Annotated in this window: 26 protein-coding genes and 1 tRNA gene; 18 read left to right on the top strand and 9 right to left on the bottom strand. The window is 60.3% G+C overall.

From position 1 onward, the window contains the following. The first annotated feature begins 28 nt into the window (after nt 1-28). Complete coding sequence (locus ACMGFM_RS08500; RefSeq protein ID WP_436902032.1) at nt 29-1504, top strand: FtsZ/tubulin family protein; 1476 nt, start codon at nt 29-31, stop codon at nt 1502-1504. A 96-nt stretch (nt 1505-1600) separates the two neighbouring features. Then, complete coding sequence (locus ACMGFM_RS08505; protein ID WP_436902034.1) at nt 1601-2515, top strand: metallophosphoesterase; 915 nt, start codon at nt 1601-1603, stop codon at nt 2513-2515. 1 nt (nt 2516) lies between these two features. On the opposite strand, the gene ACMGFM_RS08510 is transcribed toward ACMGFM_RS08505, so the two are convergent. Both ACMGFM_RS08510 and ACMGFM_RS08515 read right to left on the bottom strand, forming a co-directional pair. Continuing rightward, nucleotides 2517-3077: a CBS domain-containing protein gene (locus ACMGFM_RS08510; RefSeq protein WP_436902035.1), complete on the bottom strand. Its 561-nt coding sequence runs from the start codon at nt 3075-3077 to the stop codon at nt 2517-2519. Between the two features lie 51 nt (nt 3078-3128). Further along, complete coding sequence (locus ACMGFM_RS08515; RefSeq protein WP_436902038.1) at nt 3129-3494, bottom strand: DUF555 domain-containing protein; 366 nt, start codon at nt 3492-3494, stop codon at nt 3129-3131. A 267-nt stretch (nt 3495-3761) separates the two neighbouring features. Here ACMGFM_RS08515 and ACMGFM_RS08520 point away from each other — a divergent pair, with 267 nt between their 5' ends. The 5 genes from ACMGFM_RS08520 (at nt 3762) to ACMGFM_RS08540 (ending at nt 8343) form a co-directional block, all read left to right on the top strand. Further along, a complete protein-coding gene (locus ACMGFM_RS08520) occupies nt 3762-3932 on the top strand; it encodes a hypothetical protein (protein ID WP_436902040.1) in 171 nt (56 codons plus the stop codon). Between the two features lie 52 nt (nt 3933-3984). Beyond that, entirely contained in the window at nt 3985-4698 is a 714-nt protein-coding gene (gene psmB, locus ACMGFM_RS08525) for an archaeal proteasome endopeptidase complex subunit beta (RefSeq protein WP_436902041.1), read from the top strand. A 66-nt stretch (nt 4699-4764) separates the two neighbouring features. Further along, nucleotides 4765-5031: a ribbon-helix-helix protein, CopG family gene (locus ACMGFM_RS08530; protein ID WP_436902043.1), complete on the top strand. Its 267-nt coding sequence runs from the start codon at nt 4765-4767 to the stop codon at nt 5029-5031. 48 nt (nt 5032-5079) lie between these two features. Continuing rightward, complete coding sequence (locus tag ACMGFM_RS08535; protein ID WP_436902046.1) at nt 5080-6936, top strand: SLC13 family permease; 1857 nt, start codon at nt 5080-5082, stop codon at nt 6934-6936. 51 nt (nt 6937-6987) lie between these two features. Continuing rightward, nucleotides 6988-8343 carry a phosphohexomutase domain-containing protein gene (locus tag ACMGFM_RS08540; RefSeq protein WP_436902048.1) on the top strand — a complete coding sequence of 452 codons (1356 nt, stop codon included), beginning with the start codon at nt 6988-6990 and terminating at the stop codon, nt 8341-8343. A 4-nt stretch (nt 8344-8347) separates the two neighbouring features. Here ACMGFM_RS08540 and ACMGFM_RS08545 read toward each other — a convergent pair. Continuing rightward, nucleotides 8348-8420 (bottom strand) — tRNA-Gly (locus ACMGFM_RS08545). 113 nt (nt 8421-8533) lie between these two features. Between ACMGFM_RS08545 and ACMGFM_RS08550 the strand changes: the two genes are divergently transcribed. Beyond that, nucleotides 8534-8833 carry a DUF433 domain-containing protein gene (locus ACMGFM_RS08550; protein WP_436902051.1) on the top strand — a complete coding sequence of 100 codons (300 nt, stop codon included), beginning with the start codon at nt 8534-8536 and terminating at the stop codon, nt 8831-8833. Then, nucleotides 8830-9165 carry a DUF5615 family PIN-like protein gene (locus ACMGFM_RS08555; RefSeq protein WP_436902054.1) on the top strand — a complete coding sequence of 112 codons (336 nt, stop codon included), beginning with the start codon at nt 8830-8832 and terminating at the stop codon, nt 9163-9165. The genes ACMGFM_RS08550 and ACMGFM_RS08555 overlap by 4 nt, the downstream gene beginning before the upstream one ends. A gap of 21 nt (nt 9166-9186) precedes the next feature. Here ACMGFM_RS08555 and ACMGFM_RS08560 read toward each other — a convergent pair whose 3' ends face one another. The 4 genes from ACMGFM_RS08560 to ACMGFM_RS08575 all read right to left on the bottom strand — a co-directional run bounded on the left by ACMGFM_RS08560 (nt 9187) and on the right by ACMGFM_RS08575 (nt 13619). Next, nucleotides 9187-9690 (bottom strand): metallophosphoesterase, encoded by a 504-nt coding sequence (locus ACMGFM_RS08560; protein ID WP_436902056.1) that lies wholly within the window; start codon nt 9688-9690, stop codon nt 9187-9189. 44 nt (nt 9691-9734) lie between these two features. Beyond that, nucleotides 9735-11669, bottom strand: coding sequence for an ABC transporter ATP-binding protein (locus tag ACMGFM_RS08565; protein WP_436902058.1), 1935 nt, complete (start codon nt 11667-11669; stop codon nt 9735-9737). Nucleotides 11670-11777: 108 nt separating this feature from the next. Continuing rightward, entirely contained in the window at nt 11778-12881 is a 1104-nt protein-coding gene (locus tag ACMGFM_RS08570; RefSeq protein WP_436902061.1) for an aminopeptidase, read from the bottom strand. A 126-nt stretch (nt 12882-13007) separates the two neighbouring features. Next, nucleotides 13008-13619 (bottom strand): MaoC family dehydratase, encoded by a 612-nt coding sequence (locus tag ACMGFM_RS08575; RefSeq protein WP_436902063.1) that lies wholly within the window; start codon nt 13617-13619, stop codon nt 13008-13010. Between the two features lie 204 nt (nt 13620-13823). On the opposite strand from ACMGFM_RS08575, the gene ACMGFM_RS08580 reads away from it, so the two are divergent. The 4 genes from ACMGFM_RS08580 to phaC all read left to right on the top strand — a co-directional run bounded on the left by ACMGFM_RS08580 (nt 13824) and on the right by phaC (nt 16749). Then, nucleotides 13824-14129: an AbrB/MazE/SpoVT family DNA-binding domain-containing protein gene (locus ACMGFM_RS08580; protein ID WP_436902065.1), complete on the top strand. Its 306-nt coding sequence runs from the start codon at nt 13824-13826 to the stop codon at nt 14127-14129. A 5-nt stretch (nt 14130-14134) separates the two neighbouring features. Then, entirely contained in the window at nt 14135-14662 is a 528-nt protein-coding gene (locus tag ACMGFM_RS08585; RefSeq protein ID WP_436902067.1) for a hypothetical protein, read from the top strand. A 171-nt stretch (nt 14663-14833) separates the two neighbouring features. After that, on the top strand, nt 14834-15370 hold the full coding sequence (locus ACMGFM_RS08590) for a poly(R)-hydroxyalkanoic acid synthase subunit PhaE (protein WP_436902069.1): 537 nt from the start codon (nt 14834-14836) through the stop codon (nt 15368-15370). Between the two features lie 2 nt (nt 15371-15372). Next, a complete protein-coding gene (phaC, locus tag ACMGFM_RS08595) occupies nt 15373-16749 on the top strand; it encodes a class III poly(R)-hydroxyalkanoic acid synthase subunit PhaC (RefSeq protein WP_436902071.1) in 1377 nt (458 codons plus the stop codon). Here the strand turns inward: phaC and ACMGFM_RS08600 are convergent. After that, entirely contained in the window at nt 16740-17531 is a 792-nt protein-coding gene (locus ACMGFM_RS08600; RefSeq protein ID WP_436902073.1) for a BtpA/SgcQ family protein, read from the bottom strand. The genes phaC and ACMGFM_RS08600 overlap by 10 nt on opposite strands. Before the next feature lies 1 nt (nt 17532). Beyond that, nucleotides 17533-18120, bottom strand: a complete 588-nt coding sequence (locus tag ACMGFM_RS08605; protein ID WP_436902075.1) for a thioredoxin family protein — start codon at nt 18118-18120, stop codon at nt 17533-17535. A 99-nt stretch (nt 18121-18219) separates the two neighbouring features. Between ACMGFM_RS08605 and ACMGFM_RS08610 the strand changes: the two genes are divergently transcribed. The 5 genes from ACMGFM_RS08610 (at nt 18220) to ACMGFM_RS08630 (ending at nt 25170) form a co-directional block, all read left to right on the top strand. After that, the gene (locus tag ACMGFM_RS08610) at nt 18220-18708 is read left to right on the top strand and encodes an Lrp/AsnC family transcriptional regulator (RefSeq protein WP_436902076.1); all 489 of its coding nucleotides are present in this window, start codon (nt 18220-18222) and stop codon (nt 18706-18708) included. Beyond that, complete coding sequence (locus ACMGFM_RS08615) at nt 18705-19844, top strand: pyridoxal phosphate-dependent aminotransferase (protein WP_436902077.1); 1140 nt, start codon at nt 18705-18707, stop codon at nt 19842-19844. The genes ACMGFM_RS08610 and ACMGFM_RS08615 overlap by 4 nt, the downstream gene beginning before the upstream one ends. 180 nt (nt 19845-20024) lie before the next feature. Next, nucleotides 20025-22598 carry a type II/IV secretion system ATPase subunit gene (locus ACMGFM_RS08620; RefSeq protein ID WP_436902078.1) on the top strand — a complete coding sequence of 858 codons (2574 nt, stop codon included), beginning with the start codon at nt 20025-20027 and terminating at the stop codon, nt 22596-22598. Next, nucleotides 22595-24739, top strand: coding sequence for a type II secretion system F family protein (locus tag ACMGFM_RS08625; RefSeq protein WP_436902079.1), 2145 nt, complete (start codon nt 22595-22597; stop codon nt 24737-24739). The genes ACMGFM_RS08620 and ACMGFM_RS08625 overlap by 4 nt, the downstream gene beginning before the upstream one ends. Further along, the gene (locus ACMGFM_RS08630; protein ID WP_436902080.1) at nt 24736-25170 is read left to right on the top strand and encodes a DUF7287 family protein; all 435 of its coding nucleotides are present in this window, start codon (nt 24736-24738) and stop codon (nt 25168-25170) included. Before ACMGFM_RS08625 ends, ACMGFM_RS08630 begins: the two co-directional genes overlap by 4 nt. Nucleotides 25171-25172 lie beyond the last annotated feature (2 nt).

Consider the following 25172-nt stretch of genomic DNA (forward strand, 5'->3'; position numbering starts at 1 on the left):
TTTTGTATCCCGCTGTCAAACGACCGGTATGGAAATCGCGGGCATCGGCGTCGGCGGCGCTGGCGGGCGGATTATCGACCGACTGGCCGGAGAACTGAGTACCGGAGGCGGCTCACCACTCGAAACAGTCCACGCCATCGATACCGATACCGAGAGTCTGGACGCCTTCGGCGCAATTCCGCGCTCGAATCGACACATAATTGGACAGTTCGAGACCGGCGGTGACGGCACCGGCGGCGACCGCGAACTGGCAGCGGAGATTGTCGAAAACGAGCGGACTGAACTGCGGCGGGCGGTTGAGGATGGGATTCCGACGACTGTCGACGCAATCGTAGTCGCGGCTGGATTGGCGGGTGGGACAGCCTCGGCAGTCACGCCGGCACTGGTCGCAGGACTGGCGAACGTTTACGAACAGCCAGTCTACACCATCTCGGTGCTCCCGGCCGGGGAGACTGAGGACCAACAGCGGGCCAACACAGCCCAGGCGTTGACCGACCTGAACGAGGCCGCGACCGCACAGATTGTCTTCGACAACGAGGCGTGGCTGTGGGGTAGTCGGTCGATACGCACCCACAGCGGCCGCCTCAACGCGGCCCTGACCGAGCGCGTTGGCGAACTCCTCACGGTCGGTCAGGAAGGGAGAGAGACGGTTGGCGAGCAGGTCATCGACGCACGAGACGTGCTCGCGACGCTCGACGGTGGTGGGCTGGTCACGGTTGGGTACGCGAGTCGTTCGCTGGCTGCCTGGCGTGGCGCGAGTTCGTCGCTGCTCGACGGGCTGAAACGAAGTTTGCTGGGCGATGATACGGAGGATTTCGAGCGCGGCGTCGCGATTCAGCGGACGCTCGGGTGGGCCACACGCGGCACGCTCACCTTCGAGTGTCCACGAGACGCGGCCACGCACGGGCTGGTCGCCTTTCGTGGCCCGCCAGAGTGGCTGCGCGGCGACGCCATTTCCAGAGGGCGAGAGTGGCTCGCCGACCGTGTCGGGATCGAACGCTTGCGGAGCGGCGACCTCCCCATGTCGGGGGCAGACTCGCTCGATGTGCTCGTCGTGTTCGCGGGAATCGAGCGCACACCGCGAATCGAGGCATTTCGTGGAGACGCAGACGAGGAGAGCGCGGTGGCCGAGACAACCGAAGAGTCGGGTAGTAGTTCGGGCGAGGAACCGACAGCCGACGACGACGCTGACGAGGATGGTTCTGGGGCGAGCAGCGACGACACAGCCCAAGCAGATAGCGAAGACGAGTCTGTCGACGACGCTGCGGCTGACTCTGCAGAGGAGGAGTCTGCTGAAGAGTGGGGCGTCGCCCCCGGTGAGACCGGAGCGGAGGAAGAGACCAGCGACGAGGACGACGAACAGACTGACGGCGAAGATGACGAAAAGACCAGCGACGAGGCTACGGGTGAAGACGCGCGTGACACCGAACGCAACGACGAGGAGGAAGACAGCAAAGCGACCGCGAGCGAAGACGATAACAATGGAACGGCGGAAAGCGAATAGTGACCTGAATTACAACAGTAGAGCGTATTTTTGAGCCAATAGCGGAATTTATGTGCGCCGGTCACAAATCGATAGCCGAAGAGTCAGAGGACCGTGTTGCACGACCACGACAGAGCGCCGGTTGAGGGGGCAATCCGGGATACTGTCTCGGCGTTGCCAGCAGCAAATCCGACAATCGTCAGCATTAGCGATATCCACGGGTTCATCGAGGGAGCACGGAGCGCGTTGCTGACGCTCTCAGACCATCCCGAGTACGACCCGATCGTCGAACCCGGCCGCCTTCGCTCACTCGACTGGGCCGGCGGCGACCAGTACGTGCTGGTCGTCAACGGCGACCTGATCGACAGAGGTGCACATAGTGACAGAGTCGTCGAGATGGTCGAACGCCTCGCCGAACAAGCACCACCGGGCCACGTCCGCGTCCTCCTTGGGAACCACGAGATGGGTATTCTCACGCCGGATTTCTTCGAGTGGAGAGACTGGTACTCGGTGACGCGAAGCGACCAACAGCGCAAGCAGTTCATCCGGTCGATTCAGGAGGGACACGTAACTGCTGCCTACGAAGGATACAACGTCACGTACGCCCACGCAGGGCGACCGACCCCCTACGAGGCCAGTGCAATCAACGACGAGTTTGCGGCCGGGGCGTCAACACTCGAATCGGTCATCGGCGACCCAGAGGAAGTCGACAGGCAGGAACAACTCGTCGTCGAGTATCCAGCGGTATTTGGCGTCGACGGCCAGACTGGCCGGGGCCCCGAGGCTGGAATCGCGTGGCTCGACTTCGAGTTCATGCCCGAGGACGCACCGGCACAGATTGTTGGCCACACGCGCCAGGACAGTCCGGTTCGTCGGGGCAGCGTCATCTGCCAAAACGTCATCAGAAACAACCGCCGAGGCGACGGCGGTGAGGCCATTCTTGTCGAGACACCAGACCGAATCGCCGCACTTGGTCGGAGCGCCGACGGCGGGGTCCAGGAACACGAATTTACGCTGCCGTCGATGGAGTGAGTTACTCCGGGGAGTTGGCTTCGGATTTCTTGCGAGCGATATCTGCTTCCGTAATAATCCCGACAATCTCTGAGTCCTCTTTGACCAGCACGGCGTCGTTGTGGTCGAGCGAACTCTCGATATCGGCGATGGTTTCGGCGGGTTCGACCGTTGTGGTGGATTCGCTCATCACGTCAGCAACGGGCAGGTCGCCGACGTTTTCGTCGGCCTGCTGGCGAATACTGGACATGCTGATCAGCCCCAGCGGCGCGCCGTCGCGAATGACTGGGAGTTGTGAGTAGCCTTTCGTGTCCATCAGTTCGGTCGTCTCGCGAACGCTCTCGTCTGGTTCGACGCTGACGACCGGCGAGTGCATCAGTTCGCGGGCGTGCAATAGCCCACCCTCGGCCTCCTGCAACGCGTTGACAATCCGGCGAAGTGTCGAGAGCCGCGGGTCGACATCACCACCCTCGATCCGAGCGATCAGTGGCTGTGAGACATCCGCTCGCTCGGCGAGGTCACTCTGGGTCAAGCCCAGCTCATTTCGCCGCTCTCGAAGGTCTTCCGACGTCGGTAAGTCCATACTCGACAATAACCAGTAGTAATATAAAAAAGCACCGGCAGCGCCGCGACGTTAGCTGCTTGCTTCGGCTTCGTCGTCCGCGAATTCCTCGGTAGCGACGACTTTCAGCGGGACATCTCGGAGCGCGCCGCCGATGTCGCTTTTTGCGATTCGCTGGGCGTGTTCTGTGCTCTCGGCGTTGAACACCTTCATTTCCAGTTGGAGACCAACGAGCGAGGTGTCGGCGGCGATGAAAGCCGAGTCAAACGGCTCCCCACAGGCCGGACAGTCCGTCAGCCCCACCTCGACTTCGACGTAGTCCATGTCTTTTTCGTTCAATCGTTTCCCTGCTTCGCTGACTGCCACACCGATCGCGTCGTCAACGTTGTCTACATCGTGGACCAACCAAGCGGCTTCCAGCCAGACACGGTAGTTCATACACATACTGTGACGCCCACCCTACTCGTCTTTTTTGATTTCCCCCGGGCGTCACAGATCACGGCGCACCGGATTGCAATAATCCGCATAAGTTATGACGATGTCGACACTGTGGTATGGTTCGATTACGTGACACTCCAGCCAGTGACCGAGTCCATAGGGTGTGTTCAGGTGAAGTCGTAAAACCACCAGACTGCAGTCGAATTATGCCAGTAGCCTCGCCCCGAAGACTTATATGTGTACGTCGTCCCCAGAGAGATACGGAAAATGGAACGACTCCACAGATTCGCGCTACTGGTCCTGTACCAATTCACGCTGCTGGCCGGCATCCTGCTGTTGCCGGTCGCGATGCTGACCGAGCGGCTTGGCTTTCGACCGCCAGTCGACCGACTGGTGACTGGGCTGAAACAGCGCTACGAGCAGGCGACAGCGAACTAAGCAGTTTTCAGAACAAATAGTTTCTTACGTGACCACGCGGTAGCCGTAGGTAATGGAACACAACGCCGACTCACAGTTTTCAATCGGACAGCACACCGACCGGTTCAACACCAACCCGACAGAGCCAGAACTTGGCTCGCTTCCTGCGGCTGACAACGACGACGAAGCCGTCAACAAGACCGGGACGACGACCATCGGCATCGCTACCGACAACGGCGTCGTGGTCGCCACCGACCAGCGAGCGAGTCTCGGCGGTCGGTTTGTCTCGAACAAAAACGTCCAGAAGGTCGAGCAGATTCACCCGACTGCGGCGCTCACGCTCGTCGGTTCTGTCGGCGGTGCTCAGTCGTTTATCCGAACGCTTCGTGCAGAATCAAAGCTCTACGAGACACGGCGAGACAAGCAGATGAGTATTCAGGCGCTCGCGACGCTTGCAGGCAACTTCGCCCGCGGCGGCCCATTCCTCGCCATCAATCCCATCCTCGGTGGTGTCGACGAGGATGGCAGCCACGTCTACAGTATCGACCCCGCCGGCGGTGTCATGCAGGACGATTACACCGTTACAGGCTCGGGCCTGACCGTCGCCTACGGGACGCTCGAAGACCGCTACGAGCCAGACCTCTCGATGGACGAAGCGCGGTCGACGGCCGCCGCCGCCATCGAAGCCGCCGCGGAGCGTGACACTGGCTCCGGGAACGGCGTGTTCGTCGCAGAAGTGACCGAAGATGGCGTCGACATCGACGACTACGAACTCGGTGAACTGTAACTGTCAGACAGAAGTCAGCCAGCCGACTGACGTGAGTTCTTGTATCCCCGGGTTGTTCGTGAGTGTATGAACGAGATTACGCTTCGTCTGCCGGCAGAGACAACAGCGGCGTTGCAGTCCGAGGCCGACGAGCGGGGGGTGTCACTCGAATCACACCTCCGGGAGATTGTCGAGGCGTATCGCGCCGACGACGGGCAACGACCGAAACCTGTCGTGGAGTACGCCCACAGCGTCACAGGCAGAGAGTCCACGACCGACCGCAACGGGTCACCGACCGGTAGTGAAGAAATTGGCTCCTTTCGGTACGGCTCGCGGTCGATTCTCTCGGAGTGACCAGCTAACCGCGTGGCTTTTTGTCTTGCTGTGAGTGTGTGGCAGTAGATGGGCCCGGTCGTGCTCTCGCAGGCTGGTAGCGTCCCGCCACTGACAGCTGAGATTCTGCTCGTCTTCGCCATTGTCGCGGTAGCGCTGGTGCTGTTCGTTCTCGAACCACTGCCAATCGATATCGTCGCGCTCGCGGTGCTGGTGAGCCTGATCGTACTGGAACCGTGGACCGGCGTCGGCGCCGAAACCGGTGTTGGTGGCTTTGCGAGTTCGGCGACGCTGACAGTGCTGGCGATGTTCGTCATCAGCGAAGGTATCCGCCGGACCGGCCTGATCAACATGATCGGCGACGCCATCGCCGAGCGCTACGGGTCGAGCCAGTACAAGCAGTTGCTCGCAGTGCTCGGACTCTCCGGCGGAACGGCCGGCTTTATCAACAACACGCCGGTGGTCGCGGTGATGATTCCGATGGTCAGCACGCTCTCCGAGCGGACCGGAATTTCGCCGTCGAAGCTGTTGATTCCGATCTCGTATACCGCGATGTTGGGCGGGATGTTGACGCTGATCGGCACCTCGACGAACATTCTCGCCTCAGATGTGTCCGCGCGGTTGATCGGCCAGCCGTTCTCGATGTTCGAGTTCACGCAACTGGGCGCACTGGTATTGCTGACCGGCGTTGTCTATCTGGGCACCGTCGGCCCGCTGTTGATTCCCGAGCGGATCAAAACGGGCGACAAACTCATCGACGAGTTCGGGATGGCAGAGTATCTGACGGAGGTTGTCGTCACCGAAAACTCAGACCTCGTCGGACTGACAGTCGCCCAGAGTGTCGCCCAGCTGAACGTGGAAGGAGACGTAATCCAGGTAATACGAGACGAGCGAGTGTACACCGAGCCACTGGCGCGCAAGGAAATCCGACCCGGCGACATTCTCGTCTTGCGGACCGACCAGCAGAGCGTGATGACTTTCCTCGAAACAGAGGGTCTCGAACTGGCACCGGACGCCCCGGTGTCAGAGGATACCCTTGACGCGACCGCCGAAGAGCTTGAGCCCTCGACAAACCAGGAACTCGTCGAGATTGTCGTCGCCCCGGGAGCCTCAATTCTGGGCAAGACACTCGAAACACTCAGTTTCAGAGACCGCTACGACGCCACGGTGCTGGCCATTCGCCGGGGCGGCGACGTGATCCACGCACGGATGGACGAGCGCAAACTTCGGCCGGGGGATACGCTGCTCGTTCAGGCCTCAGAGACGACAGTTAAGCGCTTTGCCAACGACCGAGATTTCATCGTGGCGCAGTCACTCACGCTGCCTGACTTTCGCTCGGAGCGAATTCCAGTTGCGCTCGGGATTGTTGGGGCAGTTGTCGGCCTCGCTGCGTTCGAGGTTCTCCCGATTGTGGTGAGTTCACTCGGCGGCATCGTTGCAATGGTCGCAACAGGTTGTGTCAAGCCCGAGGAAGTGTACCAGTCCGTCGACTGGAGTGTGATTTTCCTGCTGGCAGGGCTGATTCCACTCGGTGTCGCGATGGAACGGACCGGCGCTGCGGAGTGGCTCGCCGCTGTCATTCTCCTCGTCACGGCAGGGCTCTCGCCAGCGCTGGTGCTTGGCCTGTTCTATCTCTTTACCGCGCTGATCACGAACCTGATCAGCAACAACGCAAGTGTCGTGTTGATGATCCCCGTAGCAGTCGAGGCGGCCACAGAGATCGGTGCCGACCCATTCACGTTCGTGCTCGCGGTCACCTTCGGCGCGTCGACAGCGATGTTAACCCCAATTGGCTACCAGACGAATCTGATGGTCTACGGCCCCGGTGGCTACAAGTTCACCGACTTCCTGCGCGTCGGCGCGCCCCTGCAGTTGTTGCTCGCAGTCGTGACAACTGTCGGGCTACTCGTGTTCTGGGGCGTCTGAACCGCCCGATAAATCCCCGGGGCTCATATAGGAGCCACCGGTAGGAGGCATATGGACTTGTTCGGGACAGCAGGGATTCGCGGGCCGGTCACGGAGGTGACGCCCTCGCTGGCGCTGACGGTCGGCCGAGCGGTCGCCGCGCGACTGGACGGCGAGATGGTCGTCATCGCACGTGACGGGCGAGAGACGGGGCAGACACTCGCCAGCGCCGCCGAGGCGGGGCTCACCAGCGGCGGCAGTCCGGTCAGGCGGGCGGGGCAGTTGCCAACGCCGGCGCTGGCCTGTGCCTCGGAGGGTCGGCACGGAATGATGATTACGGCCAGTCACAACCCGCCCGCGGACAACGGCATCAAACTGTTCGCCGACGGGAGCGAGTACGACAGTACGGCCGAAGCGGAAATCACCCAGCTGGTCGAGGAGGGGCCTCCACAGGCCGGTGCGATGGAGTGGGGAGACGTCGAGCGTCTTGACCCACTCGAAGCGTACCGCGAACGCGTGGCAACGTATTCCCGCGGGATTGGCGCGGAGTTGGACGGACTGACCGTCGCCGTCGACTGCGGGTCGGGGATGGCCGGGCTGGCGACCCCACAGATACTGACGACGTTGGGCGGGGACGTACAGGCACTGAACGCGAACATCGACGGGCAGTTCACCGCACGAGAGAGCAAGCCAACTGCCGAATCGCTGACTGACCTGCGTCGGTTCGTCGCCACCGGGCCAGCGAAACTGGGCATCGGCCACGACGGCGACGCCGACCGAATCGTCATCGTCGACGGCGACGGCGAGGTTGTCCACGAAGATACGATTCTCGCAATCATCGCCGAGCGGTACGTCGAGGCCAGCACCGCCGCCGACCCAGTTGTCGTCACAACACCGAACGCCTCCGGGCGAATCGACGAGCGCGTCGACGCGGCGGGCGGCCGTGTCGAGCGCGTCCGACTCGGTGCGCTCCACGAAGGAATCGCAGCGGCCCAACAGGCGGGCGGCCCCGAGACTCGAATCGTCTTCGCGGCAGAGCCGTGGAAACACATTCATCCCGGGTTAGGCGGCTGGATCGACGCCGTCGCCTCGGCAGCGGTGTTCACGAGACTCGTCGCCGCAGACGGATTGCCAGCGCTGCGTGAACCAGTCAGCGAACGACCCTACCGAAAGGTAAGTATCGAGTGTCCCGACGAGGCGAAGGGTGGGGTCATGGAGACACTCCGCGAGCGACTGCCAGAGACGTTCCCCGACGCAGGCGTCGATACCGACCACGGTGTGCGACTGGAACTCGCTGACGGGGAGTGGACGCTCGTGCGACCGAGCGGGACGGAGCCGTACGTCCGGATTTACGCCGAAAGCGACACTGTGGACCAGTTGGTCGACAGCGTCAGCGAAGTCGTCAAAAAAGCCATCGAGGAAGAATAGTGGATGCGCGGACCGGAATTTGAATCCGGGTTAAGGGCTTGGAAGGCCCTTGTCATGCCAGACTAGACCACCCGCGCTCGCAATCGTTGCTGAAGCCGTCCGGCGTTAAGTTTCTTCCTATTCACCGCGGGGGGCGTACAGGGACAATCCAGCAGCATTCTTATCTGTAGCTGTCACATATCACCGACCAATGAGTGAAATCGTCTCGACTGACGGTGTGCTGGGTGGTGCACCACGTATCGACGGCCGCCGTATCGGCGTCCACCACGTCGCCAAGCGCGTCATCGAGGCTGGCGAGTCGCCGGAGCAGGTCGCGGCAGATTACGACCTCGATATCGCCGACGTACACCGCGCACTCACCTACTATTACGACAACCCTGTCGAGATGCGCAGGGTGCAGGCAGCGCGTCGGTCAGTTCCCGAGGAAGTCGAGACGGTTCGCGGTCCCGAAGACCTCGATACAGAAGCGCGTTCCGAACCCGAACCATGAGACTGCTGACGGACGAGCACGTACCGCCAGCGGTAATTTCGGCACTGCGTGGCGAGGGCCACAATGTTGCGGTCGTCGGTGATGAAGTCGAACTCGGGTCCGAAGATACCGTCCTCCTGGAGTTTGCCCGCGAGACGAACCGCACCATTCTGAGCGAAGATACCGACTTCCGCGGAGCGAATCCCGAGCTAGCGGTCGGCACACACCCTGGGGTATTAGCGTGCGATACCGCCGCGTCGCCAGGCAAAATTGCAACTGCTGTCCGACGAATCGAAGCGTACACTGACGACCTCTCCGGGACAGTGCTTTTCGTTCCGGGCGACTGGCTCTAACTGAGAGTTAGGCGGGGTTGTTCACAGACTCTTGCTCTCGAAGGCCTCGCCGTCGGGCTCGCGCAGCTCGACTCGAAGCCCGTCGGCGGTCTGCTCAGCAGCCGCGTAGGCGGGCCGATACCGCCGTGGGTCGGCGTAGCTGCCGGGATTGATGTGGAGGCGCTCGCCAATCGTATCGATGACCGGACGGTGCGTGTGACCCGTGATGATTACGTCGGCGTCTTCCTGCCGAGCCAACAGCGATAACTGCGTTTCGTCGTGTTCGTGGCCGTGAGCGAGAAGCAATCGATAGCCAGCCCACTCGGTCGTTGTCGTGGCAGGCAGTCGATTCTCCACCGCCGGACTGTCGCGGTTGCCGGGGACAGCCACGAATGAGTCCGCACGTTCGGCGAAGGCGTCGAGCACCGCTTCGGTCGTGAAATCGCCAGTGTGGGTGAGAACATCGGCGTCGTCAATCACGGAGCGCAGGTGTGCCGGCAGGCCCGGGTCGTCGCGTCGGTGGGTGTCGGAAACAGAGACGAGCATTATCGTCCTGTAGAGAGAGCCTCGCTGAAAACAGTCTCGTTCGATTAGTCGTCGTCGTTGACCTGCGTACGAGCCTGTCGCTTCGAGGCCCGCTCGATGAACTCTTCAGGAAGTTGGTCGATTTCGCCGGCCTGAACGCCCCAGAGGTGGGCGTAGAGCCCGTCGTCGTCGAGCAGGTCGTCGTGGGTGCCGCGCTCGACAATCTTGCCGTCTTCGAGGACGAGAATCTGGTCTGCGTCCTTGATCGTCGAGAGTCGGTGCGCGATGGCGAAGGTGGTCCGGTTCTCGCTGAGGTTGTCTAGCGAGCGCTGGATCAACATCTCCGTCTCCGTGTCCACGTCACTCGTCGCCTCGTCCAGCACCAGAATCTCGGGGTCTTTGAGGATGGCTCGGGCGATAGCGACGCGCTGGCGCTGCCCACCAGAGAGTTTCACGCCGCGCTCGCCAACCTCGGTCTCGTAGCCGTCGGGGAGGTTCTCGATGAAGTCGTGGGCTTCTGCCATCTTCGCGGCCTCGACGACCTCGTCGCGGTCAGCCTCGAAGGAGCCGTAGGCGATGTTCTCCTCGACCGTGCCGTAGAACAGGTACGACTCCTGGCCAACGTAGCCGATGGCGCGTCGGACACTCGACATCCGAACGTTCCGGAGGTCCTGGTCGTCGATACGAATCGCGCCGTCGTCGACATCGTACATCCGGAGCAGGAGTTTGAGCACCGTCGACTTCCCGGCACCGGTCGGCCCGACGAGCGCAATCGTCTCGCCGCTGTCGGCCTCGAAGGTGATGTCGTCGAGAATCTGCTCGTCGTCGTAGCCGAAGTCAACGTTCTCGTACTCGACGCGGCCACCACCGACCACGAGGTCCTCTGCCGCAGGGTCTTCGGCGATGCGAGATGGCTCGTCCATCAACCCGAAGATGCGTTCGGAGGAAGCCCGCGCACGCTGGTACATATTGATAATCTGGCCGAACTGCGCCATCGGCCAGATGAACCGCTGGGTGAGCAGCATAAAGGTGACGAACTCACCGGTCGAGAGCGGTTCGGTGAAAATCCACGGGGCTTCTCCCTCTGCGGAGAGAACCCACAGTCCACCGGCGAGGAAGGTGGCGACGAAGCCAATACCAGCGAGCACACGCAGACCGGGGAAGAACTTGATTCGCGTGCCAATGGCGTCCCAGTTGGCGTCGAAGTAATCCTGACTGACTTCGTTGACCCGATCAGACTCGTACTCTTCGGTGTTCGAGGACTTGATGACCTTGATGCCGCCAAGGTTGTTTTCGAGTCGTGAGTTCGTCCGACCGACCGTCGAGCGTACCTCGGCGTATTTGGGCTGGATGATCTGGATGAAGTAGTAGGTGAACAGCCCGATCAGCGGCACCGGAAGCAGCGCAACCAGCGCGAGTTGCCAGTTGTAGTAAAACAGGATAGCAGCGATGCCAACTACCATCACACTCAGGCGGAACATGGAGTTCATCCCGTCGTTGAGGAAGCGTTCGAGGCGGTTGACGTCGTTCGAGAGAATCGACATCATCTCGCCAGTCTGCTTGTCTGCGAAGAAATCCATATTCAGCCGCTGCATATTGTCGTACGTGTCTGTCCGGACGTCGTGTTGAATATTCTGTGCAAAGTTGTTGAATCCCCAGTTGCGGACCCAGTGAAAGAGCGCGCCGAGACCGAAGGCACCACCGATCAACAGTACGGTTAACAGTAGTTGTCCCTGCGGGTCGGCCGGAATGAACCGGTCCGGGACGAACCAGATGGCGGCGAAACTCTTGTCCTGTCGGATGATCGCGTCGAGGGCGAATCCAAGCAGGATAGGCGGGACCAAATCGAGGAGACGGGCAAAGAGGCTTGAGACGATCCCAACGATCACCGAGCCCTTGTAGTCGGCCCCGTAGACGAAAAAGAGCCGTTTCATCGGGTTCTCGATGTTCTCCCGTTGTTGTTCGAACGGATCGTCGTCTTTCCAGTCGACACCACTCATACCCAGTATCAGGAGCCGGGTGGTGAAAAAAGCTTGTACGGTTCGTGAGAGACTCACACGCCCGATTTCCGGCGATTCAGCGAACAGAACTACTAGTTGACTGACCAATCAGTCAGCGAAGCCAGCCTCCCAGCGGAAGTGGCCGTCGCGCTGGATACCCTCGCCGTCGATTTCGAGCACTGTCCCTTCGGTTTGCATATTCGTGATGAGGTCGACGTGGACTGCGCTCTGGTTGCCGTCCTCGCCATCTGGTAGACAGGCCCTGTAGGCGCGGCCGAGCGCGAGGTGAATTGTCCCGCCCAGCTTCTCGTCGAAGAGGATCTGGTCCGTCACCCGGTCGATGCCCCGGTTCATCCCAATGCCGAGTTCGCCCAGTCTGTCCGAACCCGCGTCAGTCTCGACGATAGTTCTGAGCACATCTTCCCCAGCGTCGGCCTCGATATCGACCACGGCGCCGTCCTCGAAGGTGAGCCGAGCGTTCTCGACGCGAGTCCCGCGAATGGTCATCGGCACGTCGAAACACACCTCGCCCTCGGTTTCGGCAGGGGCGGTAAAGACCTCGCCGCTGGGGAGGTTGTGCGAGTCGTAGGCGACACTTGCGGCGCTGTTGACCGCGGTTCGGTCCGCGATGGACATCGTCAGATCCGTCCCGTCGCCTTTGCGGATGCGGACCTCGCTCCCCGCGTCGAGCAGGTCTTTGAGTTGGGCCATCTCCTCGGCAAGTGCCTCCCAGTCGCGGAGGATCGCGTCGTAGACGAAGTCTTGATAGGCTTCGTAACTCATCCCCGCTTGCTGGGCGAGCGCGCGTGTCGGGTGGACTGTCGAGACCCAGTCGGTGTCGAGGCGGGCCTCGCGGATTCCTTCGCGGGCCTGCGCGAATGCAGTCTGGGTTTCCTCGGGGATGTCTGCCCCCGCGGTCGTGTTACGCGTCCCGCGCAGCGAGAGGACGCTGTCAGCTTCAGCATACAGCACGTGCTCGAACTCGGGGTCAGTCTCGAAACTCCCGTCGCTGGCCCGCTGGTAGGCCCGGTCCATCTCCTCGGAGTCGTAGGTGACGACCATGTTGGCCCCACGCTCGCCGAGTTGTTCAGCAACAGCGACGCCGAGTTCGTGTGCCCCCTCGCCGACGGAGACAACTACGTCGTCGCCGTCTTCGATACGGGCACTCCAGTCGACCAGTGTCTGTGCGTGTTCTGTGATCCGACTATCCATACGTCATACTCACGAGAGCCGTCCCTAAAGGAGTCCCTCTCCCAGACAGTCTACTTCACAGACAGAAATCGAACTGCGAACGGTGACGCTGACTGGTCGTGTGCTAACTACGGCCGCAGCAGATGCTTACTCGTCGGGTTCGTCGTCGATGAGGATGACGGCCTCACCGTCGATAGCGACATCCTCGCCGTTGAGGACCCGCGTCCGGAGCCGATACTGGTCGTCGCCCAGATCCTCGACGATTTCACATTTCGCGGAGACGCGGTCGTCGATGCGAACGGGACCGAGGAACTCGAGATCCTGCGAGAGGTAGATGACCAGTCCGGGCACTCGCGCGAGCGCGGCACTGATCAGACCCCCAACCAACGTACCGTGAGCAATGCGGCCCTTGAACCGGGTCTTCGACCCGTATTCCTCGTCGAGATGGAGCGGATTCGTGTCACCGCTGGCAGCGGCGAAACTCTTCACGTCGCCGTCGCTGATCGTTTTCGTGAACGTGAACGAGTCGCCGACGGAGACCTCTGTCGGGTCTTCAGCACTCATTTCGGCGTGCCACTCGGGCAGGTCACCGGCCGGTTCGATGCGGTCGAGCGGCGGGGTCTCTGTGCCAGTGTCGTCTGCGGGGACACTCCAGGCCTCGACGGCGGCCCGGTTGGCAGCGATAGCATTTTCCACCATCTGGGTGGATGTCTCGGCCCATTTGTCAAGAAATGGATTACCGTACCAGTCAGTACTCATCTCTTACCGCTATGTGGTAACGGGTAATAAATACTGAGGATAGATTATCGTTTTTGCAAACGCCACTACTCCTGCGTGGCGGGCCGAAGTTTCGGAAAGAGGGGGAGCTGTGGCGGCCTGAGCGACATTAAATGCCGTATGATGGTCCAACGTGGCAGAACGCACAACCTTTATGTACAGGCAAGAGCTACCTCTTTATTACAGATGGCAGACGACAGCGATGGCCCGTCGTGGCCGCCAAATATGATGAAGTTGTTCACAGAGACGGGCGAGCAGGCCGTCGAGAAACAGCAGGAGCTGATGAAACAGATGCTCGGAGCCGGTATGTCCGGGGGGATGGATATGAACCAGCTTGGTGCGATGAGTCAGACGGCCACGTTCAAAACACGTGTCCAGAGTGGCGGCCGGATCAGTATTCCCGACGCCGAGCGCGAGACGCTGGACATCGAGGAAGGCGACATCGTGCAGGCTGTTGTCGTTCCTGTCAAACGAAACCGCGACGACGAATAATACCAATGGTAGATTACACGTCACCAATCACGGCGACATTCGAGTTGCAGCGACAGACAATCAAACAGAGTCAGGAAGCCCTCGAACAGGGCATCGAATTCCAGAAAGATTTCAACCAGGCGATGGTTGACGGACTCGACGGGCAGGAAGACGCCCAGCGACGAGTCGTCGAACTCCAGCGCGAGGCGCTGCTCAACACACTCGAAACTGTCGAGACGAACATTCCGGGCGCGGAAGACGCCACCGCAGAGGTCCGCTCGACTGTCGACGAGCAGTTCGACATGCTCCTCGATAACCACGAAGAAGCCTTCGAGAGCATCGCCTCCGGTATCGAAGACGGTAGCCAGACCTACGACGAATTCGTCGCCGACTACCTAGACGCCCTCGACGACCAACTCGAAATGGTCATCGACGCCCACGAAGACCTCGAATCGCAGTCCGTCGAGGCTGCCGAAGGCGTCACAGAACAGCTCGAAGAGCTTCAGGGCCAGCTCGAGAACGTCCAGCAGCAGGTCAGCGACATGCAGAACTGAATCGAGGGTTCTTTTTCAGCAGTGTAGCGGCAAGTCCCACACCGCAGCACTGGTATGAATCTAACCACCAGCAACTGCCAAAAGACGACAGAGGGCGGTAGCCGAACACGCGAGACGGTTCTGGCCGGAGATAGCCGGGCCTTTATATATTCTCCGTGCGTACTGGTTGGTATGAGCAATCAGCAACAGGAATGGGGAGACCTATTCGGACAGATGAACGAAGCGGTCGCAGAGTCGTTCGAGAAGAACCTCGAAGCACAGAGCGCGATGATGGAGTCGTGGATGGGGTCGTTCGAGGATTCGGTGCCGGATGACGAAGTCATGGGTGACGGAATGGAGGGGATGGCCGGTGCCTACGAAGTCTGGATGAGTGCTGCCGAGGAAATGTTCGAGCGGACCACCGATGCCGCACAGGGAGACGACGTCGCACCGCAGGAGTTCCGTGACATCTGGCTGCGCTCGGCTAACGAAGCCTTCTCGGAAGTGCTCTCGACAACAGCCTTCGCCCACGCAAACGGCCAGCTGGTGGAGCAGGTCATGGAGATGCAAGAAGAGATGACCGAGATGACCGAGGACCAACTCGCCACGATGGGCATTGCGACCAACGAGGACGTCCAAGAAGTAGGCGAGCGCCTGATCGAACTCGAACGCCGCCAGCACACCGTCGAACAGAAGCTCGACCAGATTCTCGACGCACTCGAGGAGTAACCATGTCGTACAATCCATTCAGCGCGGCACTCGATGCGCACACGAACACGCTCGACGCCATCGCCGACGCAACAAAAAACGCAAAGAAGCTTCCCGAGCAGGCCGAGACAATTCAGAATATCGACGTCGGGATGACTCCCTCGGAAGTCGTCTACACGGAGAACAAGCTCGAACTGCTACACTACCAGCCAGAAGAAGCGGGCATCGACGTTCCCGAAGACGAGCAGAATAAGGTCCCAATTCTCGTCGTCTATGCGCTGATTAACAAGCCGTTCATTCTGGACCTCCAGCCAGACCGCAGCGTCATCCGCCGCCTGCTCGAAGACGGTCACGACGTCTACATGATCGACTGGAACGAGCCATCGCGGCTCGACCAGCACCTCGGGCTGCACGATTACATCAACCGCTACGTCGACAACTGTGTCGACGAGGTCAGCGAGCGCTCCGGCCAGGACAAAATCAACATCCTCGGTTACTGTATGGGCGGCACCTTCAGCGCCATCTACACCTCCCTGTATCCCGAGAAAGTCAACGCGCTCGCGCTGATGGCTGCCGGACTCTACTTCGACGACACCGGCGGCGTGCTCGAACGCTGGGGCAGCGAGGAATACTACAACCCCGAAGCGGTCGTCGACACCTACGGCAACGTCCCCTCGACGATGCTCGACGACGGCTTCAAGATGACCGACCCGGTCGACAACTACGTCCGGAAGTACGTCACGCTGTTCGAGAACCTCGAAAGCGACGAGTTCGTCGAGAACTTCGCCCGGATGGAACGCTGGCTCGACGAGGGGATTGACCTCGCAGGCGACGCCTACGTCGAATTCCTGCAGGACATCTACCAGAACAACAGCCTCTACAAAAACGAGATGGAGCTCAACGGCGAGCACGTCGACGTGAACGAGATTCAGGTACCCATCCTCCAAATCATGGGCGAGTACGACCACCTCATCCCACCACAGGCCTCCAAACCGTTCAACGACGTTGTCGGTACACCCGACGACGAGATTACGACCATCGAATATCCGACCGGCCACATCGGGATGTCTGTGTCTGGGTCGACCCACGCCGAAGTCTGGCCGCAGGTCTGTGACTGGTTCCACGACGTCTCGAAAGACGAGGCCGAAGCCAGCGTCGACGAGATGCAAGACGAGGCTGCCGCGAGCATCGAAGTCGAATCCGTCGGTGAGGACGAAAGCGAGACAGCAGAGGAAAACAGTCTCGAAGACATCGACGGTATCGGTCCGACCTACGCTGAGCGACTACTCGAGGCTGGAATCGAATCACGCGCTGAGCTGGCCGAGTACGGTCCCAAAGAACTCGCAGAGATTGCAGAGACCAGCGAGTCAGCCGCCGAAGACTGGCTCGATCAGCTCTGAACCGCTTCGACTAGCTGCGCCGCCCGCTCGGCGTCGACCCGATTCGTCGTCTCTCCGTTCTTTTTGAGTGCCGTGCCGACAATTGCGCCGTCAGCAGGTCCCAGTAGCGCCGCGGCGTTGTCCGGACGGACACCACTGCCGACCAGCACCGGAACGTCGGGTGCGCAGTCATCACGAGCAGCGAGGACACGGCTGAGCAGCCCAGAATCGGTTGCTGAGCCAGTCTCCGGGCCAGAAACGATCAGCCCATCGGCGAGTCCGCGGTCGATGGTCTCCCGGACAAGTGCGCCCAGGTCGCGGTCGACGGGGCTTGCGGAGTGTTTCACGTCGATATCGACGAAAACAGAGACATCGGTCTCGAGGCGGTCGCGCAGGCGCATCGTCTCGTGGGCCTGTCCTTCGAGCCAGCCCTGGTCGGTCGCACGAACGCCCGTATGGACATTGACCCGGACAAAATCTGCACCAGTGGCCCCAGCAGTCGAGACGGCCGCCGCGGCGTCGTTGCGCAAGACGTTGACACCGACAGGCAAATCGACCGCCCTCGTAACGTCCTCGACAACAGCGGTCATCTCCGCGACGGTGTGTCGCGGGACCGAGTCAGGGTAGAACGGCGCGTCGCCGAAGTTCTCGACGAGGACGGCGTCGAAGCCACTGTCTGCGAGCGTGCGAGCGTCTTTGCGGGCGGCCGTACGGATGGCTTCACGAGAGCCCTCGTACTCGGGCGCACCGGGTAGCGGCGGGAGATGGACCATCCCAATCAGTGCGCCGTCGCCGTCGAACATCTCAGGCGTCCCAGTACTCGGGTTCGTTGCCCGCGCGCCACTTGATGGAACAGCCACGAGACGGCTGGAATTCGTCAGTGACCGCCTCGCCAGCGAGCAGGTTCTCGATATGGCCGGTCATCTCTCGGTGTTCTGCGTCGTCGTCGGGATTTGGCGCGTCGTCGAGGCGACCGTGGTAGGTCAGTCGGAAGGAACCCTCCTCGTTGGCGAACAGGAACGGGTCAGGTGTGCACATTGCGCCGTACTCGGCGGCGACAGTCTGCTCGTCGTCGCGGAGGTAGGCGTCCCACTGAATTGTTCCATCCTCGACGCGCTCGACCATCGTCTCGAAGTCATCTTCTGGGTACTCGGTCTCGTCGTTCGGGTTGATACCCACGACAGCAACGTCGTCGTATTCCTCGGCAAGTTGGTTCATCTCCGCGAATTTCGCCTTGGCGTAGGGGCAGTGATTGCAGGTGAATACAAGCAACAGCGCGTCGTACTCGCTGAAATCTGCAGGCGAGTATGTCTCGCCGTCCGTCCCCGTGAGTTCGAAGTCCGGCGCTTCGTCACCAGGTTCGAGCACGTCTTTGGAATCGAGTGCAACCATGCCTGAATCTGGGGCCGCGAACCACTTAATCCACCGGGCACGTGGTGACTGCTGGCACACCATAGCAACGTTTTTGTGCGTACTCCGGTGCTTTCAGATATGGACCTCTCCGACGAAGTCGTGGAGTTACTCCGCGAGAACGCACGATACAGCGTCGAGGATATCGCCCGCCAGACCGACAGCGACCCGTCGGAGGTCGAGGCCGCAATCGAAGACCTCGAAGACGATGGTGTCATCGTGGGCTACCGCGCGGTTGTCGACCGCGACAAACTCGAAAACGAGACGATTCGGGCCGTCGTCGAACTGAACGTCACGCTCGACCGCGAGACCAGTTACGACGACGTTGCCGAACGAATCGCCAAGTTCCCCAACGTCGAAGCGCTGCATCTCGTCAGCGGCGACTTCGACTTCAAGATGGAAGTCGAGGGCGACTCGATGAGCGAGGTGTCGAATTTCATCAGCAACAAGGTCGCGCCCGTTCCCGAAATCACGCAGACGGTTACGCACTACGTGATGACCACCTACAAAGAGCAGGGCATCGAGTTCGGTGACGGCAGCGACGACGACCGACTCTCCGTGTCACCATGAAAATCGCAGACCGCGTCGAACAGGTGCCTCCGTCGGGCATCCGTCGGTTTTTCGAGCTCGCAGAGGAGATGGACGACATCATCTCGCTGGGGGTCGGTGAGCCTGACTTCTCGGCACCGTGGGCCGCCCGTGACGCCGCAATCACCTCCCTCGAACAGGGCAAGACCTCCTACACTGCGAACCGGGGCAAACGCGAACTCCGGGAACTGATCGGAGAGACGATGGACGACAGCTACGACCTCTCCTACGACCCCGACGAGCAGATTCTCGTCACTGCGGGCGCAAGTGAGGCACTCGACCTTGCCTTCCGGACCGTAATCGAGCCGGGTGACAAGGTTGCGGTTGCACAGCCCTGTTATGTCTCCTATTCGCCGGGCGTGACCTTCGCCGGCGGCGAAGTCTGTCCGGTTCGGACCCGCCGCGAGGACGATTTCAAACTCACCTACGAGGTACTCGAGGAAAGCGGTGCGGCCGACGCCGAGGCGCTGGTCTACTGCTACCCCAACAACCCGACCGGGGCAACGATGACGCGCGACGAACTCCAGGAGGTTGCCACGTTCGCGCGCGAGCACGATTTGACTGTGCTCTCAGACGAGATTTATGCCGGGCTTAGCTACGAGGACGAGCACACCTCGATTGCCACGCTTCCAGGAATGCGCGAGCGGACCATCGTCTTCAACGGGTTCTCGAAAGAGTACGCGATGACCGGCCTGCGGTTGGGCTACGCGCTCGGCCCGACAGAGGCAATTACGGCGATGAACCGCATCCACCAGTACACGATGCTGTCGGCGCCAACAACCGCACAGTACGCCGCAATCGAAGCACTGGAGTCCTCTGACGACGCTGTCGAGGAGATGCGCACGCAGTACAACCGCCGCCGGAAACTGGTTCTCTCGCGGTTCGAGGAGATGGGCCTGGACTGTTTCCGTGCGAAAGGAGCCTTCTATGCCTTCCCGGCCTGTCCGTGGGACGACGGCCACGAGTTCGCGGAGGCGCTGCTCGAAGAGACCAAAGTTGCCGTCGTGCCGGGTGCGGTGTTCGGCGAGGGCGGCGAGGGGCACCTCCGCGTCTCCTACGCGACGGGGATGGAGGACCTGAAGGAGGCGCTGGACCGTATCGAGCAATTCATCGAGTGATACTGGCGGGTATCGCTCAGTCAACGGTTTGGAGAAACAGCGAGACGGAACCGCCGTTTCCCCGCTCACACCGCCGATAGGTTGGTCCTATCCAGACAGTATTTGTTGTATATAAATTCTCGTAAACAAGAACGCAATTCCCGCAAAGTTTTTTCGTCTGTTTACAGTAGGAGTTCTGTAATGGCAATAGACGAAACGGGAGGGTCAGATGACGATAGCGGTTCCGGGGTGGGTGTTCGCTTCGACGAGGGAGTTACTGTCGGGGAGTACTCGTGGAGCGATTTTCGCCGAGAAGAACACGACGAAGGACGATTCGACCGAAGCAAGTATCTCGGCTTCGACCCGCGGGACACAGCACGGCACGTACAGGCCGGGGCAAGCGGCGCAAAGACACTCAACGAGATTGTCGAGCACTACCGCGACCCCGGAAGCCATGGTGTCGTCAGGGGACAGTACACGTGGGAACACTTCAAACAGGAGTACTACTACGACGACGAGGGACTGCCGCCGCGGAAGGACGGCGAGAAGGTCCCCTTCGAGCCCGAGGAGTATCTCGGCTTCGAGCCCGAACAGACCGAGAATCGACTGAGTGCGGCCGGCGACAAGGCGTCAGCACTGGCTGACCTCGTCGACGAGCGCACGATCAATGTCAACGAAGAGGTTGACGAGGACGCGTTCTTTTCGACACGCGAGGGCGGCGTCACCGTTGCGAACCGGTACGATATGGAGAAAGCAGTGCCGATGGAGAAAAAGACCCACTTCATCGAGCAGGACCGCTACTGGGTAAACAAGCCCTACGCGTTCATTATCATCTTCAAATCGCAGAAAGAAAACGAGATCAAGTACTACGTCATCGAGCCACATTTCAATTCTATCGAAGACGAACTGCTCGACTTCCTGTCACAGAAACTCAAGACTGCGATCAAATACTCCGAAGACGAAGTGATCGTACAGGGGAGTGAGTCCGACCGCGCGGAGGTTATCCAGCGGGAGGCTGAACGATTGCTCCGGCGGTACGACCTGTACTCGGGGCGGTCCAGACAGGAACGGCAGTCCACGGCAGCAAACAACGGCGACGGCGGGCTGATGGCCTCGCTCAAGGGCGTCTTTGGTGGGGAAGACGAACAGCCGAGCGACGCCGCAACGAACGGAAGCGGTGAGACAGCAATCCAGGCCGCCGAGCGACAGCTCGAAGGGATTACTGTTCGGCCGGAACCAGAGATTGTCGCCGACGACCCCGAGACACTTTCCGAGTATCAGGTCGAAAAGCTACTCTACATTCTGAAACGCAACTTCATCGGCTACTCCAGAATCGACCCGATCAAACACGACATCAACGTGGAGGATATTTCCTGTGACGGGTACAACAGCCGTGTCTTCGCCTATCACACCGACTACGAGCAGATTATTACGAACGTCAAACACGGCAAAGACGAACTGGACGACTTCGTCGTCAAACTCGCACAGCGGTCGGGCAAAGGTATCTCGAAACGCCAGCCACAGGTCGACGCCACCCTCCCGGATGGCTCGCGTGCCCAGTTGACCCTCGGTGCGGAAGTGTCCGACCACGGGACGAACTACACCATCCGTCAGTTCAAAGATGTGCCGTTCACCCCGGTCGACCTGATCAACTGGAACACGTTCAACCTCGACGAGATGGCCTTCCTCTGGCTCTGTATCGAGAACCACAAATCGCTGATCTTCGCTGGTGGTACGGCGTCAGGGAAGACGACGAGCCTGAACGCGGTGTCGCTGTTTATTCCGTCGAGTGCAAAGATCGTCTCTATCGAGGATACCCGCGAGGTCGAACTGCCACAGCGGAACTGGGTGGCAAGCGTGACCCGGCCCTCCTTCGGTGAAGACGATACCGGCGACGTCGACGAGTTCGACCTGCTGGAGGCCGCACTCCGACAGCGCCCAGACTATATCGTGATGGGTGAGATTCGTGGTGAGGAGGGTCGAACGGCCTTCCAGGTCATGTCGACCGGTCACACCACCTACACCACCTTCCACGCCGACTCGGTGGGTGAGGTTATCAAGCGGTTCACCACGGACCCGATTAACGTCTCGAAGACGCTGTTTACCGCGCTGGACCTGGTCTCGATTCAGACCCAGACCCGTGTCGACGGCCACAAGGTTCGTCGAAACAAGGTGCTCACCGAAATCAACGAGTACTCGCCGGAGAACGACGAGATCAACGTCCGGGACGTCTACGAGTGGCGCGCCGAGACGGACAACTACATTCAGATGGGGTCGTCCTCGACCCTCGAAGAGATCAAGTTCGACCGCGGGTGGTCCGACGAACGACTCAACGAGGAGCTGTTCAAACGAAAGACAGTCCTCGCGTACCTCATCCAGAACGGGCTGAACACCTACACAGAAGTGGCGGCGACTGTGCAGGCGTTCATCAACGACCCGGAAACTATCCTCGCAATCATCTCACAGGATAAGCTCGCGCGGTCACTCGAGGACCTCCGAGAGATGGAATCAGTCAAAATCAACGTCGACCCCGACGAGGAGGAACTCGTGCCGCGGCCAGACCCCGGCGACGAACTGGTCGACGAGACGAACGAGGTCCTCTCTCAGGCCGAACGCCTGCTTCAGCAGTACCGTGATAGGGAGACAGGTGACCTCGTGGCGGCGCTGTCGGGTGCCAACGACACCGAAGAGATCGAGGCCGACGCCGACGAAGGCGAGGAGTTCGACTTCGGTCAGTTCGTCCCGAAAGCAGGCTCGGAGGCTGAGGAGGAATGAGCATCGAGACCAAGGAAGCACAGACAGAGGAAGCCCGCCAGGATAGCTCGCTGGGCGGGCGATTCTATCCGCTGTACAAGCGACTGTTCAACGAGGATAGTGACTTCGTCAGCGGTGTCGAGAAGAAACTCGCACAGGCCCGGATGGCCGACAACGTCGAACTGTTCATCTCGCGTGCGCTTGCCGTCGGGCTTATCGCCGGACTTGGACTGTGGATTCTCGGCATGTTGCTTGGCTATCTCTTCCTCCAGATCGTCGGCTGGGAAGGACTCGTCCCGTTGCCCGACGCGCTCTCGCAGGTGGTGGATATCATCCGTGAACCAGCAATTTTGATCGTGTCCGGGCTGATATTCGGTTCCATTGGGTTCGCAATCGGGTTCGGGTCACTGATCTCGGTGCCGTATTTCCGGTCCGGTGCGCGCGAGCGTGAGATCAACATTTTGCTCGCGGACTCAGTGTCGTTCATGTACGCGCTGTCAGTCGGGGGGATGAACCAGCTGGAGATTCTCCGGGCGATGGCCAAGGCCGACGACACGTATGGTGAGGTGGCAAAGGAGTTCCAATCGATTGTTCTCGAAACGGAGTATTTCGATACAGATTATCGGACTGCAATACGAAATCAAGCGCTGGAAACGCCCAGCGATGAGCTTTCACAGTTCCTGACCGATATGCTGTCGATTGTCGACTCCGGGGGTGACATGACCGACTTCCTCGAAGACCAGAAGAACAAACAGCTCCGGACCGCCCAGCAGGAGCAGAAAAAACAGCTCGACACGCTAGAGCTGTTCGGCGAGATGTACATGACGCTGTCGCTGTTCCCACTGCTTTTGATCATTATTCTGGTGATCATGGGACTCATGGGCGGCGGACTCGACCGATTCCTGCTAAATGGGACGGTGTATGGCCTGATTCCACTGATTGGGGCGGCCTTTCTGATTCTCGTCTCGACGGTCACACAGGACGAACTCGGTGACGGGTATCTGCGCCCAGAGGCCGACGAGGCGTTCACTGTCGAAGAAGGGATTGGCGTGTTCAACCCCGGACTCGTCGAAGAGTACACCGGCGACAAGAAGGTGTTCGACCAGATCAAGCGCCGTGAAGGAACCCACGAACTGATGGAGATTCTCCGGTCGCCACACCTCTTTTTCAAAGACCACCCGAAGATGATTCTCCTGATCACGACGCCGCTGACTGCGCTCGTGATGATCGGGCTGGTGGTGTCGGGGAGCGCACCGACATCGGTTGGCGGAATTCAGGACAGCCCGGTCTGGGGGACGTTCGTCTGGATGTATCTCCCGATCTACATGAACATGTTGCCGCTCGCAGTCTTCCACGAGTGGAATGTCATCTCGCGGAAAGGCATTCTCGGGAACCTCTCAGAGAACCTGCGGAAACTCGCGAGCGCGAACGACACTGGAATGACGCTGCTGGAGTCGATCAGAACCGTCTCTGACACCTCCTCGGGGAAACTCTCCGACGAGTTCGAGACCATGCACGCGAAGGTGAACTACGGGACGAGTCTGAAAGACGCTATGCGGGAGTTCAACAACAAATACCACCTCCCGCGACTCGCCAGAACTGTGAAACTCATCAGCGAGGCACAGGAGGCGTCGAGTCAGATTCAGGACGTGCTCTCGACAGCGGCGGTGGCCTCGGAGAATCAGGATGAAATCGCCCGAGAGCGGAAGGCCCGAACGCGGATGCAGATGGTCATTATCATCATGACCTTCCTGACGTTGCTTGCGGTGATGGGGCTACTGCGCGTGCAGTTCCTCGACACGATGGCGAACCTGGGCAGCACTGGCGGCGGCAGTGAGGGCGCCTCCGGCGAGTTCGGGGCAGATATCGATACTGGCTATCTCTCGATGGTCTTCTTCCACGCGGTGACGCTGCAGGCTGTCGTCTCCTCGTTCATCGCGGGTTACATCAGAAGTGTCGAACTGATGGCCGGGCTGAAATACGCCGTCATCCTGGCGACGATAACGCTGATCACGTGGACGATCGTCGAGCAGATCTCGAGCGCGAACAGTTCCGAATCGGCAACCGCCCTGCTCCTGCTCGTGACACCGGCCGGCCGGACGGTCGTGACCAGAGCAAGTCAAAAGATTGAAAAGATACGAGCGAGTCACCCCGAGTCATGAACCAGCGGGGACAGACAGCGTACGATTACCTCTTGGGGATCGTACTGCTATTGGTCGCGATTATTACGGCGCTATCACTGTTCCCGCAGGTATTCGGCCCCTTCGTCGACCCGGTATCGGCAGACAAAGAGAAGATGGCCGACCGAGTCGCCGAAGAAGTGCTCGAAGATAACGCAACAGTGGCGGGTGATAGGACGCTCAACGTGAGCGGACTGGACGGTGACGACGACTACGTGGAGGGGCTGAAAAAACGGGCGGGGGTGAACGAGTATCGCAGCCTCAATATTACCGTACAAACGCGGACGAAAACGATTGCACAGGCCGGCGACGAGCGACTTGGGAACGAACCGTCGGCCACGACCGTACGGACGGTGCGGACAACCGGCGGTCCGTGCGAGTATGGGTGCCAACTCGTAGTCTGGGTGTGGTGACA

The organism is Halovenus halobia, assembly GCF_051414135.1.
Classification (GTDB): domain Archaea; phylum Halobacteriota; class Halobacteria; order Halobacteriales; family Haloarculaceae; genus Halovenus; species Halovenus halobia.